General features: G+C 53.4%; 13 protein-coding genes. 8 read left to right on the forward strand and 5 right to left on the reverse strand.

Translation table 11 applies throughout. The features are described 5' to 3' along the window. The first annotated feature begins 34 nt into the window (after positions 1–34). The 4 genes from leuB to ACO2Q8_RS27575 all read left to right on the forward strand — a co-directional run bounded on the left by leuB (position 35) and on the right by ACO2Q8_RS27575 (position 8189). Positions 35–1105: a 3-isopropylmalate dehydrogenase gene (gene leuB, locus ACO2Q8_RS27560; protein ID WP_423348123.1), complete on the forward strand. Its 1071-nt coding sequence runs from the start codon at positions 35–37 to the stop codon at positions 1103–1105. Between the two features lie 40 nt (positions 1106–1145). Beyond that, complete coding sequence (locus tag ACO2Q8_RS27565) at positions 1146–2285, forward strand: 2-isopropylmalate synthase (protein ID WP_423348124.1); 1140 nt, start codon at positions 1146–1148, stop codon at positions 2283–2285. A 180-nt stretch (positions 2286–2465) separates the two neighbouring features. Further along, positions 2466–3299, forward strand: a complete 834-nt coding sequence (gene prmA, locus ACO2Q8_RS27570) for a 50S ribosomal protein L11 methyltransferase (RefSeq protein WP_423348125.1) — start codon at positions 2466–2468, stop codon at positions 3297–3299. Positions 3300–3395: 96 nt separating this feature from the next. Further along, entirely contained in the window at positions 3396–8189 is a 4794-nt protein-coding gene (locus tag ACO2Q8_RS27575) for a hypothetical protein (RefSeq protein WP_423348126.1), read from the forward strand. Here the strand turns inward: ACO2Q8_RS27575 and upp are convergent, their stop codons facing one another. Further along, entirely contained in the window at positions 8190–8834 is a 645-nt protein-coding gene (upp, locus tag ACO2Q8_RS27580; RefSeq protein ID WP_423348127.1) for a uracil phosphoribosyltransferase, read from the reverse strand. Positions 8835–8961: 127 nt separating this feature from the next. Here upp and ACO2Q8_RS27585 point away from each other — a divergent pair, with 127 nt between their 5' ends. Both ACO2Q8_RS27585 and lpcA read left to right on the forward strand, forming a co-directional pair. After that, complete coding sequence (locus ACO2Q8_RS27585) at positions 8962–10764, forward strand: hypothetical protein (RefSeq protein WP_423348128.1); 1803 nt, start codon at positions 8962–8964, stop codon at positions 10762–10764. Between the two features lie 100 nt (positions 10765–10864). Further along, positions 10865–11443 carry a D-sedoheptulose 7-phosphate isomerase gene (gene lpcA, locus ACO2Q8_RS27590; protein ID WP_423348129.1) on the forward strand — a complete coding sequence of 193 codons (579 nt, stop codon included), beginning with the start codon at positions 10865–10867 and terminating at the stop codon, positions 11441–11443. Here the strand turns inward: lpcA and ACO2Q8_RS27595 are convergent. Further along, entirely contained in the window at positions 11440–12504 is a 1065-nt protein-coding gene (locus tag ACO2Q8_RS27595; protein ID WP_423348130.1) for a class I SAM-dependent methyltransferase, read from the reverse strand. The two genes, lpcA and ACO2Q8_RS27595, sit on opposite strands and share 4 nt — an antisense overlap. Before the next feature lie 87 nt (positions 12505–12591). Here ACO2Q8_RS27595 and ACO2Q8_RS27600 point away from each other — a divergent pair, with 87 nt between their 5' ends. Together ACO2Q8_RS27600 and ACO2Q8_RS27605 are read left to right on the forward strand one after the other, a co-directional pair. Then, positions 12592–13191, forward strand: a complete 600-nt coding sequence (locus ACO2Q8_RS27600; protein ID WP_423348131.1) for a cupin domain-containing protein — start codon at positions 12592–12594, stop codon at positions 13189–13191. 8 nt (positions 13192–13199) lie between these two features. Continuing rightward, positions 13200–13709: a cupin domain-containing protein gene (locus tag ACO2Q8_RS27605; RefSeq protein ID WP_423348132.1), complete on the forward strand. Its 510-nt coding sequence runs from the start codon at positions 13200–13202 to the stop codon at positions 13707–13709. 1 nt (position 13710) lies between these two features. On the opposite strand, the gene ACO2Q8_RS27610 is transcribed toward ACO2Q8_RS27605, so the two are convergent. From ACO2Q8_RS27610 to ACO2Q8_RS27620, 3 genes are all read right to left on the reverse strand, one after another. Further along, a complete protein-coding gene (locus ACO2Q8_RS27610; protein WP_423348133.1) occupies positions 13711–14766 on the reverse strand; it encodes a hypothetical protein in 1056 nt (351 codons plus the stop codon). Next, the gene (locus tag ACO2Q8_RS27615; RefSeq protein ID WP_423348134.1) at positions 14741–15313 is read right to left on the reverse strand and encodes a hypothetical protein; all 573 of its coding nucleotides are present in this window, start codon (positions 15311–15313) and stop codon (positions 14741–14743) included. Before ACO2Q8_RS27615 ends, ACO2Q8_RS27610 begins: the two co-directional genes overlap by 26 nt. Positions 15314–15418: 105 nt before the next feature. Then, a complete protein-coding gene (locus tag ACO2Q8_RS27620; protein WP_423348135.1) occupies positions 15419–15991 on the reverse strand; it encodes an RNA polymerase sigma factor in 573 nt (190 codons plus the stop codon). Between the last annotated feature and the right edge of the window lie 249 nt (positions 15992–16240).

The raw sequence follows: 16240 nt of genomic DNA on the forward strand, positions 1-16240 counted from the left end.
TTCGCTCAATCACTCATTCGCTCATTAAAAACGAATGAAGAAACACATTGTAGTCATTGCCGGAGACGGTATTGGTCAGGAAGTCACCGCCGTAGGAAAACAGGTCTTGGACCGCATTGCCGAAAAATTCGGTCATGAATTTACGTACGATGAAGCGCTGATTGGTCACGCGGCCATCGAAGCGACGGGCAATCCGCTGCCGGAAGAAACCATCACGAAATCGAAGCAGTCGGACGCCATTCTGTTCGGTGCCGTCGGTCACCCGAAATACGACAACGACCCCACGCTGAAAGTGCGGCCGGAACAGGGGCTGCTCGGTATTCGGAAGGCGCTGGGTCTGTACGCCAACCTGCGGCCGATCAAATTGTTCGACGAACTGTTGCAGGCGTCGAGCATCAAACCGGAATTTTTGCAGGGCGCTGATATTTTGTTTTTCCGCGAACTAACCGGCGATGTGTATTTTGGCGAAAAAGGCCGGAAAGACGATGGCGATACGGCCTACGACGTCATGATTTACAGCCGGTATGAAGTCGAGCGGATTGCCGTCAAGGCGTTCGAAGCCGCCCGGACGCGCCGGAAAAAACTGTGCTCGGTCGATAAGGCGAACGTCCTGGAAGCGTCCCGGCTGTGGCGCGAAGTCCTGCTGGACGTTGCCAAACGGTATCCGGACGTGGAAGTGGAACACCAGTTCATCGATGCGGCCGCCATGTTGCTGATCAAAGATCCGCGCCGGTTCGATGTGGTCGTGACGGGCAATTTGTTCGGCGATATCCTGACGGACGAAGCGTCGCAGATTGCCGGTTCGATGGGGATGCTGGCGTCGGCTTCCATCGGTGACACGACGGGCCTGTACGAACCCATTCACGGATCGGCCCACGACATCACGGGCAAGGGCGTGGCGAATCCGCTGGCGTCGGTGTTGTCGGCGGCTTTGATGCTCGATATTTCGTTCGGCATGAAGGAAGAGTCCGAAGCCGTTGTCAACGCCGTCGATCAGGTGCTGAAAGCCGGTTACCGGACGCGCGACATTGCCGATGCCAACACCCCGGCCGATCGCATTCTGGGCACGGACGACATGGGCAAGCAGTTGCTGTCCCGAATTTGAACCTGCGCGAAAACTCTACCCCCTATATTCTTTACTAACCATGAGCCAACGGATTTATATTTTCGACACCACCCTGCGCGACGGCGAACAAGTGCCGGGTAGCCAGCTAACCACGGATGAAAAAATTGTGGTGGCGAAAGAACTGGAACGTCTCGGCGTCGATATCATCGAAGCGGGTTTTCCGGTTTCCAGCCCCGGTGACTTTCAATCGGTTGTTGCCATTTCGAAAGCCGTTACCGAGCCGGTGATCTGCGCGCTTTCCCGGGCGAAAAAAGAAGACATCGATGCCGCCGGTGAGGCCCTGAAATACGCCAAGCGCGGGCGGATTCACACGGGCATTGGTTCGTCAGACATTCATATCCGGAATAAGTTCAACAGCACCCGCGAACAGATTCTAGAACAGGCGGTTGCGGCTGTGAAACACGCTCGCAGTTACGTAGAGGATGTGGAGTTTTACGCCGAAGATGCCGGACGAGCCGACCTTCAGTTTCTGGCGCAACTGACTGAAGCTGTCATTGCGGCCGGGGCTACGGTAGTCAACATTCCTGATACGACCGGGTATTGCCTGCCCGACGAATACGGCAACAAGATCAAATACATTTACGAACACGTCTCGAACGTGCATCAGGCCACGATTTCGATTCACTGCCATAACGACCTCGGGCTGGCGACGGCTAACACGTTGGCCGGTATTCAGCAGGGCGCACGCCAGGTGGAAGTCACGATCAACGGCATCGGCGAACGGGCTGGAAATACCTCGCTCGAAGAAGTAGTGATGGCGCTGAAAGTGCACAAAGAACTCGGTTTTGAAACCGGGATCGACGCCAAACGGCTGTATCCAATCAGCCAGCTCGTGTCGGAAATGATGCGGATGCCGGTGCAGGCCAACAAAGCCATCGTGGGTCGCAATGCCTTCGCGCACTCGTCGGGCATTCACCAGGACGGTTTTCTGAAACACGCCGAGAACTACGAAATAATGACGCCCCAGGAAGTGGGTGTGCCCAAATCGTCCATTGTGCTGACGGCCCGGAGCGGTCGCCACGCGCTGAAACACCGGCTCGAATTGCTCGGGTATCGGTATGACAAACCGACGCTCGACACGCTCTACAAACGCTTCCTCGACATGGCTGATATTCGTAAAGAGGTGAACGACAAGGATTTGATGGAGCTGGTTCGGTGAAAATGGTAGAATAATTTAAAATGTAAAATGGCGAATGTAAAATGTCAAAGTGTTTCCCAATCGAGCACTTCAATATTTAATATTCATCATTTTACATTTTAAATTCGTCCATCGCTTTTTTACCCAAATCCAAAAAAGGGACGCGCCTTCCGGTTCGTCCTTTTTTCGTTTCTTTACCTTATGAATTACACGGAACTACAACTCACGGTTTCTCCCGATTACACCGATATGCTGATGGCCGAACTGGCTGAACTGGGTTTTGAGTCGTTTGTTGAAACCGACGACGGCCTGAATGCCTACATCCTGGAGCCAGATTTTGACGAGACGGCGGTCCGGGCGGTCGTCGATAAATACGCCGATCAAACCGCAATAGCCTACCAACTCCATTCGTTAGAAAAAAAGAACTGGAACGAGGAGTGGGAGCGGAATTACCAACCGATTGACGTTCAGGATCAAATTCGCGTCCGGGCGTCGTTTCACGAGCCAGTTTCGACGGTTCGGTACGACATTGTGATTAACCCCAAAATGTCGTTCGGAACGGGCCACCACGAGACGACAGCCATGATGCTCGAACACCAGTTGAGCGTCGATGCGGCCGGAAAAACCGTGCTCGATGTGGGCTCCGGCACCGGGATTCTGGCGATTCTGGCGGCCTTGCAGGGCGCCGAACGAGTCGTTGCCTTCGACATTGAAGAATGGGCCGTGGAAAATGCCCGCGAAAATGCCGACCTGAACCAGTGTTCAGGCATCGAGGTTTTTCAGGGCACGATTCATGAGGTGAACCCGGAAGAACGGTTCGACATCGTGCTAGCCAACATTAACCGCAATGTGTTGTTAGCCGATATACCGGCGTATGTCCGGCGGATGAAACCGGAGGCTACCTTGCTCGTAAGCGGTTTTTACCAGCAGGATGCAGTGGATATTGAAGAAAAAGCACAAGCCGAAGGATTGACAAAAACCGGGCAGTTGTCCCGAAATAACTGGGTTTCACTACGATTTACCCGTACCCCTTAAGTACCCACGGACTTTAGTCCGTGTCAGTTAGTATCAACATCCGGAGTGAATAAACTCCCCAAAACACGGACTAAAGTCCGTGGGTACGCAACTACGATGAACAAGCTATACTGCATGCTGGCCGGGTTGCTGCTGATAACGACGGCGGCAACGGCCCAAAACGTCAAGCTGTCGGACAACCCCGAGCAGTTTCTGCCGGATTTACAGAAACTGATGAATTCGGGCGGGGCCTACGCTCAGAAGGCGGAAAAGAACCTCGAAACGCTGTTTACGGAAAACCGGCTGTCGGCTCCGCAGAAAGAGCGCGTCATGGCCCTGAGCCGGAAAATGAACGCCAAGCGCTACCAGGCCGCGCAGCAGTTTGCTCCTTTGTATGAATCGTTGTTCTACCTGCTCAATACGCAGCAGGCCAGCCCGGCCGAAGTGGATAACTTCCTGACGGTGGCCGAAAAATCGTTTGATAAATACGACGCCAAAACGCTGGCGAAGGTGCTGGAAAGCGTCCGGCTGTTTGCCGAAAAGCGGTTTTTGTACGCCAGCAATTACAACAAGCTCTACGCCAACGGTGGCACGTTCTCGCTGCGGTTTGTCGACCCCAACGCCAGCACTCCGGCCGCAATCGCCGACAGCCTGAGTGCGGCCAAAAAACCGCAGACAACCGTCGCCAAATCTGCCGAGTCGGACGGCTGGGATTTGCCGCTGGATTCGACCGGAAAAGCCGTACCGTTTCTGTCGTTTGACCGCAAACCGATGCCCACGCTAACCGGGCCGGTACTGGAAATCAAAGGTTTGGATCTGGTCATTACAACGGCGAACGATTCGGTCGCGCTGCGGAAAACCGATGGCTCGTTGCTGCTAAAAGACGGCATCTGGGTCGGGAAAGGCGGCTCGTTTTCCTGGGAATCGGCCGGGCAACCCGAGACGTTCGTGACACTGGCCGACTACAGCTTCGGCGTGGCAAACCCTAAAATTACGGCCGACGACGTGACGCTGACTTTCAAACCGCTCGCAAAACCGGTTAAGGGTAAGTTCGAGTTCGACAGTAAGAAACGGACGGCCAACCAACCGCCTTCGTACCCGCGGTTTATGTCGTGGACCAACGACGTGATGCTGACCAACCTGGGCAACGGCAGCACCTACCGGGGCGGCATTGCCCTGGCCGGAACGCGGCTGTACGGTTCGTCGGCCGATGGACAGCCTTCGTTGTTGCAAGTCAGTTTTAAAGGAAAACCGGCTTTCAAAGCCAGCAGCCGCCGGTTCGAATTTGCCGATTCGGTGATTTCAAGTCCACTGGTTTCTTTCACCGGTTACATCGATGCGGCCGATACGCTCTACCATCCCGGTGTTACGTTCCGGTATGACCAAACCGCCGGAATTGCGCGCCTGGGCAAAGCCGAAAAAACCGGGTATTCCGAAACCTATTTCAGCGACAGCTACCACAAGTTTTACATTCAGCCCGAAGTCGTTCGCTGGGACTTGCCGCGTCAGAAGGTCGATTTTTACCAACTAGCGGCCAAGAAGGAAGTACCGGTGCGGTTTGAATCGTATGACTTTTTCTATCCTGAACGCTACGCCGGAATGTCGGCGGATTTTGGCTTTCATCCGCTGCAACTGGCCGCCAACTACGTAACGGTGAAGAAAACGCAGACGTTTTTTGCCGACGACCTGGCGACGTATTCCAAGATTAGTCCGCCGGTGATGCGCAACGTACTGCAACGGATGGTGGCGTTGGGGTACATCGACATGAACCCGAAGACGGAAGAAATGCGCCTGAGCCGTAAAGGCGTGCTGTATGTGCTGGCGAATGCCCGCAAACAGGATTACGACAACTTCCTGATTCGCTCGACCTATCCATCGAACGACAGTACTACGAACGCGACGATCAACCTGGCCGATAAATTCCTGACCATCCGGGGCGTTGAACGGTTCAGCATCAGTGACTCGCTGAAAATTACGGCCGTTCCGACGGACAAAACGCTGCGGATTGGCAAAAACCGGGCGTTTACGCTGACGGGCCAGTTGAAATCCGGCAACATGCGGTACACGGGCCGCGACCTGGGCTTCAACTACGACCAGTTTTCGATGAACATGACCAAGATCGACTCGATCACGTTTACCCCACAGGGCAAAAATCAGGAAATTGGTGGTGATATTCAGTACGAAAAACCGGGTACGGTTTTCCTGGCTGACAAGGGGAACAAATCCGGTCGGCAGAAGGATAAGAAGGTCACCCAACGGCTGGTGATGCCGGAAGGAATGACGGTTTATTTCAACCAGTCGAATCGGGGCAATCTGACGTACAACAAAAATGTCTATTTCAAAGTCCCGGCGGTGGACAACGACAGCCTGGGCAAGGGCGATATTGCATTCAATGGAACGTTTCATTCCGACGGCATTTTCCCGCCCATCAAAACCACGCTCAAGTCGATGCCCGACAACTCGCTGGGCTTTGAGCACACGGCTCCGGCGGGGGGCTATCCGCTCTACGGTGGCAAAGGCAATTTGAAATTTACGGGCAAACTGATCATGGATCGGAAAGGGCTGCGGGCGGAAGGGACAGTTTCGCACCTGAATGCCGTCCTGCCTGCCAGCCAAATTCTGATGATGACCGACTCGCTGGTGGCATCGGGCGAAACCGGGCAGATCAAGGAAGGCCTGGTCGGAAAAGCGTACTTCCCGGCGGTCGACATCAAGAATTACACGATGAAGTGGTACCCGAAAGCCGACAGCATGAAGATTTCGACCAAAGCCGATCACTTTAGTTTTTACAACGGGTCGACCAACCTGAAAGGCGAGTTGCTGGTTCGTTCGGGCGGTTTATTCGGGAAAGGGCTGGTGAAGCGGGCGGATTCAGAGGCTCAATCGGAGAATATCAAGTTTAACAAGGAAGGCTTCACGGCGGATAAGGCGCAGTTCCGGGTGATGTCGGCCGAAAAACTAGCGAATGCGACAAAGCCGATGCTGCTCGGGACAAAAGTCGATGTGGATTTCAACCAGGTGAAAGGTGTGGTCACGATTGCGACCAATACGGCGGCAACGGCGATCAGCGATACGGTGGAATCGAGCCTGGAATTCCCGAATGCCGCTTACAAAACTTCAATCAACAAGGCGCAGTGGAATATTGCGGCCAAAACGATCACGATGAAAGCCGCCAAAACGTCGACCTTCACGGCGACCGCCGAGGAGCAGGAGGGGCTGACGTTCAACGGCGCATCAGCGGTGTATGACGTAGAAAAAGCCACGCTGAACGTGAGCGGGGTTCCTTACGTGACTTCGGCCGACGCCCGGATTTACCCGGATAAGGGACTGGTGACCATCAAGCGGAACGGTGAAATGGTACCTTTGAAAAACGCCCGGCTGGAGCTGGATACGACCAGTTTGTTCCATAAACTGAAAAACGGAAACATTCAGGTGCAGTCGCGGACCCGGTTTTCGGGCGAAGCGGTGTACCAGTTTATGGCGGCCAAAGGCGATACGGCCAACATCAAAATGGGCAGTTTCGAACTGAAGGAAGCGGCTCCGGTGGCGCTGGCGTCGAATAACCGGAATGCAGGCCGGAAAGGCAAAAACAACGAACTGGCAAAAACGTACTACACCGTGGCCCGCGCCGATGTCGATGAACGCGACAACGTGATGCTGGCCCCCAAAGTGCAGTTCCGGGGCAGCATCACGATGATGGCACCCGAGCAGGACCTGAAGCTGGAAGGCGCGATCAAAATGGCGTTGAAAAAACGCCCGAAGTTGGTGAGCGACTGGATTCCGATGAAAGAAAAAATCGGAGAAAGCTTCAGCATCAAAGTCGATGAGATGTTGAAAAACGACGGCAACCAACCGTTGACGGCCGGTTTACACTTCCGGGGCGGGGGCGCAGCCGGTTTGTATCCCACCTTCCTGTCGACCAAGGAAAGCGACAAAGATGACGATCTGTTCCGGGCGACGGGCGTGATGACCTACGACGAAAAAGACAAGGTATTCCGGATTGTGAAGAAGGATGCGGCTGGTCTTGAGGACGTGGAAGGCGCGTTTACGTTCAACGATGCGACGGGCGTCATGAATTTTCAGGGCGCCGTAAACCTGATGAACACGGGCATGACGGGCTCCACGCCGAACAATTTCGTCTTTGCGTCCGGAACAGGACGGGCCAATGTCGACAGCACCACGTTGCGGCTGAACGCCCTGGTCGGTTTTGCCCTGCCGGTTCCGCAGCCGGTCAATGCCGCCCTGGCCGAGAAGATCGTGAAGGCCAATCTGGACGAGAAAAACGACGAAGCCGCCGACGACGACCTCGACCGGCTAACGGCCAAACTGGCGGCTCTGATTGGTCAGAAAGCCACCGACGTCTACCGGACGAAGGCCCAGAACCAGCACGTTTCTATCACGCAGGCGGCTCCGAAATTTGTGGCTTCGCTGGTGCTTTCGAACGTGAACCTGCGCTGGTCGGACAAGCACAATGCGTTCTATAGTGTCGGTTCCATCGGGGTGTCGAACATTGAAAACGTGGATATCAACGCCCAGATGGAAGGCTTTGTCGAAATCCGGAAGCACGACGGGGGCGACGAAGCGACGATTTACCTCGAAGCCTCGCCGGATGTCTGGTTTTACTGGGATTATAAATCGGGCGGTGGTTCGATGGCGCAACTGGCCATGCTGACCTCCGATCAGGAACTGAACGACCGGATTTTGGCGGGCGGAAAAGCCGCCAAAGGGGTAGCCATCGTGGCCGCCGATGTGTTCGAGAAAGACCAGTTTACGAACCGGTATCTGGATCAGTACAAAACCAAAGAAAAGCCAAAACCGCAGCCCAAGCCAGCCGCCGGAGCCAAAGAAGCCCCGAAGAAAGTGGTGGAGAAGAAAAAAGAGAAAGAAGACGATAAGAAGGAAGGCTTCTGATCAGATTTTCTCGCCAAAGGCCAGGTCGCCCGCATCACCCAGACCAGGAACGATGTAGTAGTGCGCATTCAGCCGCTCGTCGATAGCCCCGAGCCAGAGGTGGCAATGGGGCATTTTTTCCTGCACGTACCGGATGCCTTCCGGGCTGGCCAGTACGGCGGCAATGTGTGTTTTGGCCGGGGTTCCGAACCGCAGGAGCGCGTGGTACACCTTTTCCAGCGAGCGGCCGGTAGCCAGCATCGGGTCCATCAGAATGACGGTTTTGCCGCTCAGGTCGGGGCTGGAAATGTAATCCATCGCTACTTCAAACTCTTCGCTGAGCGGCTGATAGCCACGGTAAGCGCCGATAAAGGCATTTTCGGCCCGGTCGAAATAATTCAGAAATCCCTGGTGAAACGGCAGGCTGGCCCGCAGAATAGTTGCCAAAACCGGCGGGTGTTTGATCATTGGAGTCGGAGAGACGCCCAGCGGGGTTTGCACCTTCACGACCTGAAACGTCATCGACTTGGAGATTTCGTAGGCCATCAACTCGCCCAGCCGCTCCAGATTGCGCCGGAATCGCATCGAATCTTGCTGAATGGTTACATCACGAAGTTCGGCAATAAACTGATCGGCCAGGGAAGGATGGTCGGCGAAAACAAACATAGAGGCTTTTTCGGGGTAATTTAACGGGAATGTGTCGGATTATCCAAACCCTTTCCCTAATTTGTGCAGTAAATCAAGTCCACGTCATCAAGGGCGCCGTCCGGGCGGTTGCCGTGTGAAAGTGCCAATGAGGAATATTTTTACAACCGGAATTGCTTTCGTGTGGCTGACGGCGTCGGCACAAGCCCAAAGCCAAACGATACCACTAAACAGCGATTCGTACCACCTGATCGATCGGCTGGAAGTCAAGCAAGGGCAATGGGCCAGGGGCTTTCACAGTGCAGTCAAACCCTACAGTCGTCAGGCCGTTGTTCAATTAACCGACAGCATTCTGGGTGATCCGTTTGTCCGCTTATCACCCGTCGACCGGTTCAATGTTCGCTACCTGCGCGACGATAGCTGGGAATGGGTTCCTGCCGTTTACCCGGATTCAATACCTCTTCTGCAATTACGAACCTCCGAACTGCATGCCGGTCAGAAGCAGCCGGGTGATAGCCGCCGGTCCTGGGGCCCTTTCTATAGGAAAAAAAACGACGCTTATTATTATCAGAATGAGGATTTTGACGTTCACATCAGTCCGGCAGTCAATTTCAGTTATGGGGCCGAAACCAATACAGGCGAGCTTGGAAAATCGTTCAACCCGTATGTTAACTCGCGGGGGCTGGAGATTCGGGGCAATATCCGGAAGCGGTTGAGTTTCTATACTTATTTGTCTGATAATCAGGCCGTGTTTCCGCGCTATATCTGGGAATACGACGATCAGTACCAGTATACCCAAAATACCGACCTGGGTTTTGCCCCCTTCGAAGGACTGACGAAGCGAATTGCTCCCCGAAACCCCAATACGGCCCCTTTTGGTGGGGCCGACTTTCTTTCGGCCCGGGGATACATTACCTTCAATGCCTTAAAAATTATCAATATTCAGTTCGGGCATGACCGGAATTTCTTCGGCAACGGATACCGGTCACTGCTGTTATCTGACAACAGTGCGCCCTATTTATTTTTAAAAGTTAGCACCAAACTAGGGCCGTTTCTGTATACCAACCTGTTGACGGAGTTTCAAAACCGGCAGGCGGCTCTTAGCTCAGAAATACTGCTTCAACAGAAATATACGGCCATTCACCACCTTAGTGTTAACCTTGGCGACCACATCAACGTAGGGGTTTTCGAAGCAGAGGTTTACAGCCGCAGTCAGTTGGAACTGAATTATTTTAATCCGATTATTTTTTACCGCTTTATCGAATCCTACCGGGGCAGTGTAGACAACGCGCTCATTGGACTGGATTTTAAAGGTAATTTTGCCCGGCGCTTCCTGGCGTACGGCCAGCTTATGTTCGATGAGTTCAAAATTAGTGAGCTGCGGGCGGGCAATGGTTCCTGGATCAACAAGTTTGCGGTGCAGGCCGGTTTGAAATACATCGATGCATTCGACATTCCGAATCTGGACTTGCAGGCTGAAATGAACCTAGCGCGACCTTATACGTATTCGCACCGGTCCGGGCAGACGAACTACGTGCATTACAACCAACCGCTGGCGCATCCGCTTGGAGCCAACTTCATCGAGGGGCTGGTCATTGCGCGGTATCAGCCCTTGAACCGCTGGAACCTGACCGGGACGTTTGGCCTGATGGAATATGGTGTGGACCCGCCCAACCGGAATTATGGCGGCAACCTGCTGAAATCATACGAAACCCGCTATAACTGGCCGAATCAGCCACCGGGAACCGGCCATCACATTGGGCAGGGACTCAAAACGCTGGTAACCTATGCCGATGTTCGGCTGTCGTTCATGTTCAGGCACAACTTGTTTCTTGATTTTCAACAGATTCTTCGCAAGAGCGACAGCCAGACCGACCGGTTGCGCTACAATACATCTTCAACGTCCTTCGCGTTGCGCTGGAACCTGCCGTACCGAACCCTCGTTTTGTAAAATCGGGGATGTTTCGACTCCTGAAGAGATCCTTCAGAGGTTGTCTAACTACAAAAAACGCCTGGGCCACGGCATGAAGGGCACTTAAATCAAACTGCGAATGCTTGATCGACTCATTCGTCAGGAACTGACCGAAGCCCGTTCGGTTCTCGACACGTTTATAAGTGATTCTGCAAATCTGGCCGCGATTGAGCAGGCGGCCCGGCTGATGGCCGACGCCCTGCAAACCGGTCATAAAATCATTTCCTGCGGCAACGGCGGCTCGCATTGCGATGCCATGCACTTCGCCGAGGAACTGTCGGGACGGTACCGTAACGACCGGCGGGCGCTGGCGGCCCTCTGCATTTCGGACACGAGCCACATTTCCTGCGTTGGCAACGATTATGGCTACGAGTTCATCTTCTCGCGGTTTATCGAAGGACTGGGCAACGAAGGAGATGTGCTGCTCGGTATCAGTACCAGCGGCAACTCCCCGAACATTATCAAAGCCGTGGAAGCCGCCCGGGAAAAAGGCTTGAAAGTGGTGTTGCTGACCGGCAAAGACGGCGGCAAATTGGCCGGAACCGCCGATGTCGAAATCCGGGTGCCCCATTTCGGCTACGCCGACCGCATTCAGGAAGTCCACATTAAAGTGATTCACCTGTTCATTCTGCTGATCGAGAAACTGGTGATCGGTTAACCCGGTTTTTGGGCGACAACCATCGCCCGGCCCGGAATCGAAAGGTACGTTTTGACCTTGAACAGTTTCAGTCCCGCGTCGGTCTGCCACCGCTGAATTTCACGCACTGAATAATTCCCAGCGGTGCTGGTCAGGCCGTAGAACAAATCCATGCTGTTGCCGACCAGGTTCGTACCAACTCCCCCGGATTTGCCATCAGCCTCCGGACGGATAAACTCGTTGATGATGTGAACACCTCCAGGTTTCAGGGCATTAGCGACTTTCCGGGCTACGGCCCGGTTTTGCTCATCCGAAAAATGATGCGCCAGGCTCGACATCAGGACAATGTCGTAGCGGTTTTCGCCAAAATCGTCGGTCAGGGCGTTGCCGGGCTGGTGCCGCACACGCTCGCCCATCCCGGCCTGTGCCAGCAAAGGAGCGGCTTTTTCGATAGCGGGCGGTAAATCCAGGATAACCGACTGCAAGTGTGGCAATCGGCGGCAAAGTGCAACGGAATGCTGTCCATGCGCCCCGCCAATGTCAAGCATCAGCCTAGCGGTTTTCGGTACGGGTGCTTTCCGGCCAAACTCCTTGGCTTCAGTACCCGTGGCCGCCAGCATGGCGTTTTGGTAATACGTCCATTGTTCGGATGTCAGGTGGTCGTGGTACTGAATGCCTTCGCCGGTTTGCAGGTAGCGGCCGAGTTGCTCCAGCCACGGCCAGACCACCCGGTTGTTGAACACCATCATGCCAAAAACCGACTCCTGGTTTTCCTGCAACACCCAGCGTTTGCTGATACGCGTCAGCGTATAGCGGCCATTCCGATAGTGTAAATACTTCAAAACCACCAGCAAATCCAGCAATTCCCGCAACGCTTTCGGATGTAACCGGCAATGCGTAGCAACCTCTGCAACGGTTTGATGCCCTTCACTAACCGCTTCGAAAACGCCTTTGTCGGCCGCTTCTAACACGGCTTTACCGACGATCGGGAAAATCTGGGCGTGGAGCAACGGCAGCGGTACCATATTGATTTGCAGGGCAATCCATTCCAGCAGGTTTTCGGGGGTGACGGTTAGTCGCATGCGGGTCGTAAAAAATGTGTATCTTCGTTTTTAGTACAACTGGATTTAAACGTGTATAGCTGAAATCAGCGGCAGTTAATTTTAGGGATGAGTAAGGTACGGGATTTTATTGACTCGGGAATACTCAATGAGTATTGCCTTGGCTTGCTTCAACCCGAAGAAGTTCTGGAGGTAGAGCGGATGGCGAGGTTGTATCCAGAAGTGCAGAAGGCAATTGATCAGTTATTAGTGTCAATAAAACCGTCTGATTTACAACAAGATATTGCAAATAAAGGTCTGAAAGGTCAGATTCTGGAAACGTTAGGCCAACTCGGCGAACCGCCGGTTTTTGATTTGCAGTGCCTTCCGCTGATCAACGTATATAGCGATAGTGAACAGTGGCAGCGGACCCTAGCGGGCCTTTCGCCAGCCCCGGAATTCCGGAATCTGTATGTGTATCCGTTGCGGAACCATGATGGCGTCGAACAGTTCATTCTGTGGGCGCGGCACGAAATCAGGCCGGAGCGCCACCACGACGAACATGAAAGTTTTCTGATTCTGGAAGGCGAATGCGAATGCCGGATAGGCGGAGAAACCGTTCGACTGAAAGCGGGGGATTTCGTCAGGATTCCGCTGAAGGTCGAACACACGGTCCGGGTCGTGTCGCCCGAACCGGTGAAAGCGGTTGTTCAGCGTGTCAAATTATAGCTTTTTCAATGACTGTACCCGCCCACTATTGGATTGATGCGTATCGGATGCAGGCCCATCCCGAAGGAGGCTACTTTGCCGAAACCTACCGGTCGCCGGAGATGATCCCGCAGCAGGCCCTGCCCGCCCGGTTTTCCGGCGACCGGAGTTTCAGCACCGGTATTTACTTTTTGTTGGAGAACCACCATTTCTCGGCCCTGCACCGCATCCAGGCTGATGAGATGTGGCACTTTTATGCCGGTGGTCCGCTGAATGTGTACGTCATTGACCCATCGGGCAAGCTGGAAATCATCCAGTTAGGCAATAATCCGGCTGCGGGGGAGGTATTCCAGACCGTCGTTCCAGCGGGTTGCTGGTTTGGCTCAAAACCGGCAGCGGATACGGTTTATTCGTTGGTCGGTTGTACCGTAGCACCCGGTTTTGATTTTGCGGATTTTGAACTGGCCGAGCGGGGAGCGTTGGTGAGCCAGTTTCCGCAACACCGCGACGTGATTGAGTTACTCACGCCCAAATCGTAGCTTACTGGAATTTAACATCCCCGAACTTCGACACCACCCGGACGCGGGTTGTCGTACCTTTCCCGACCTTGCCGCTGTATTGTTTCGTCAGTTTAGGGCCGCGGTCGTCGTCGCTGGGTTGGGTCGTCATCATCATCCGGCCGTCGTTGGGGTATTTAAAACCACCGTAGCTGACTGTCACATCGAAATTGTAGTCACTGGCGTTGGCCATCGGCAACACAACTGATGAGTAATTGGCCTGAATATCAATGTTGTCGACGGACTTCGTGAGCTGGTCGATCTTAAAACCGCCCGAGAAGTCGAGCTTCACGTTGCAGGATTCTTTCACCGTCCCGATTTTAGCGCCGGAATAACCAATTTTGCCGTCCAGCCGTTTGACTTCCCCAATCCAAAGCCCGCCGAACTGGTTGTTTAGATTAATGTTGTTGGCTTTTTCCAGTTGCAGTTTTGAGTATTGAATGTTCAGCTTCCCATTTTCCATCGCCTGAATGTCGGCTTTTCCAAACCGGACATCCACGTTGACGTTATCACTGTTCAGTTCAGTCGTTGAGAAATTTCCGTATTGCTGGTTGATGGTCAAAGGACCACTAAAGGTCGGGACATTCGTGTTGCCGAACGAGTTTTTGATTGTCAGCGGATTCGTTTTTGGCATCGAAACCTGGTAGTCGATCTGAACGCCGTTTTTCTCGCCGTCTTTCGTCCGGTTCATCACCCAGTTGCCACCAAAACCGGATTTATCCAGCGTAGTCTTCAAGCTAATCTGATCGCCGGAGCGCTTTTCGTTGATTTCCACCGCATCGAGGTATTTCTGCACCCGTTCGTCCGAACTGGCGTTGGCTTTCACGGTAATATCCACCCGGATTTCGTCGCGGTTCCAGACATTGATATTGACATTACCAAACTGATTTTCAATAACTAAATGATCTTTGGCGGTTACGTCATACACCTTGACGATGGTTTTTTTTCGTTCACTCAGCGGGTTGTTGTCGGCCCGCGCGGAGCCGACCGCCAACGCACTGATGAACAATATATTAAACAGCACTGTGATTCGGTTCATGGTTTTGTTGTTTAATCCGTTGAATAATCATCAACTGCTGATTGAGCAAGTCGATCTGGGTTTTCAGGTTGTCGACCATCGCCTGAATCAGAATTTCCTGATTAGGCGTTTTGGGCAATTCCTGCTTCAGATTCTGGTAAGTTTTTTCCAGCCGGTCCAGATCAGCCGCAAACTGCTGGTACAAAGCCGGATTGCTTTCTAGAACGGTTTTCAATTCGCCCCGCTTGTCTTCAATTAAGCGGGTATACTGTTGCACAGTTCGGGCATAGGTTGGACTAAAGGCAACCATCTCCGGTTGCTCAGTAACACCGTACTGTTGATTGAAATACCAAAAACCGCCCAGACCTATCATGAGGGCGATGGAGGCTGCCAGTTGCCAGATCGCACGGCGTTCCATCCAGGCGGGTCGGTTCACTCCCAGCCACAGCGGGCGTTCTTTGTGTCCGAGCTCTTTTTCCAAATTCTTCCACAAATCCGCCCTGGGCTCAAATACATCGAAATCCTCCCGGTTATCCCGGACAAATCGTTCTAATCGGTCTTTCATCATACTTAGTGAGTGAAAGCGTGAAAGAGTGAAAGAGCGAATAACTCCTCAGAAACTAAGTACTTAGCGGAGCTATTCGCTCTTTCGCTCTTTCACGCTTTCGCAATTTTATTTTAACATCTCTACTAGCCGCTTCTTGGCGCGCATGTACTGCGTGCGGGACGTGGTTTCGCTGATGCCCAGCACGGCTCCGATTTCCTCATGATCATAGCCTTCGAACAAATACAGCGATAAAACGACCCGATACCCTTCCGGCAAATCCTGCATGGCCCGGCGTACTCGGTCGACTTCCAGTTGGACGCCTTCCTCGTCGTAGGGTTCGGTGTCAGCCACATCCAGACCGTCGTCTTCGCCCAGCCGTTGCGAATCCAGGTCGGTCCACTGAATACCGCCCCGGCTTTTCCGGCTGCGGAGGTGGTTGATGGCCCGGTTGACGACGATTTGTTTCAGCCACGCTCCAAACGTCGATTGATTCCGGAACGTATGGAGGTTGTTGAACGCATCCAGAAAAGCCTCCTGCAATACATCCTCGGCCTCACCTACATGGTTGAGGATTCGCATACAAACGTTAAACATGGCTTTTGAATAGTGCTTGTACAATTCGTACTGAGCACGCCGTTCACCTTGCTTACATTTTTCTACGAGTTCTACATGTCGATCGATATACAACTTTGTTTCCAAGCGGACTGAGGAATCGGATGCGGCTGATTTTCTTCTCAATGACACGGCCTTATGGGTCAACGTTGCACAAGCTTTTATTTTTTTTCAGAGACTTGTACTAAAACCGGTAACGGGGCCGTTTTGAGGGATTTATGTGGCGAAGGGTAACAGTTATTTCGCAGACGGGGCCGCCCGGCGGTTAAGCGGAGGACATCAGAGTTGAGCGGAGTTGTTCTCTGATAAACTCTGATGTCCTCCGCTTAACCGCCG

Origin of the sequence: Larkinella sp. VNQ87 (assembly GCF_049445795.1) — a bacterium.
In the GTDB taxonomy this organism is placed as follows: Bacteria; Bacteroidota; Bacteroidia; order Cytophagales; family Spirosomataceae; genus Larkinella.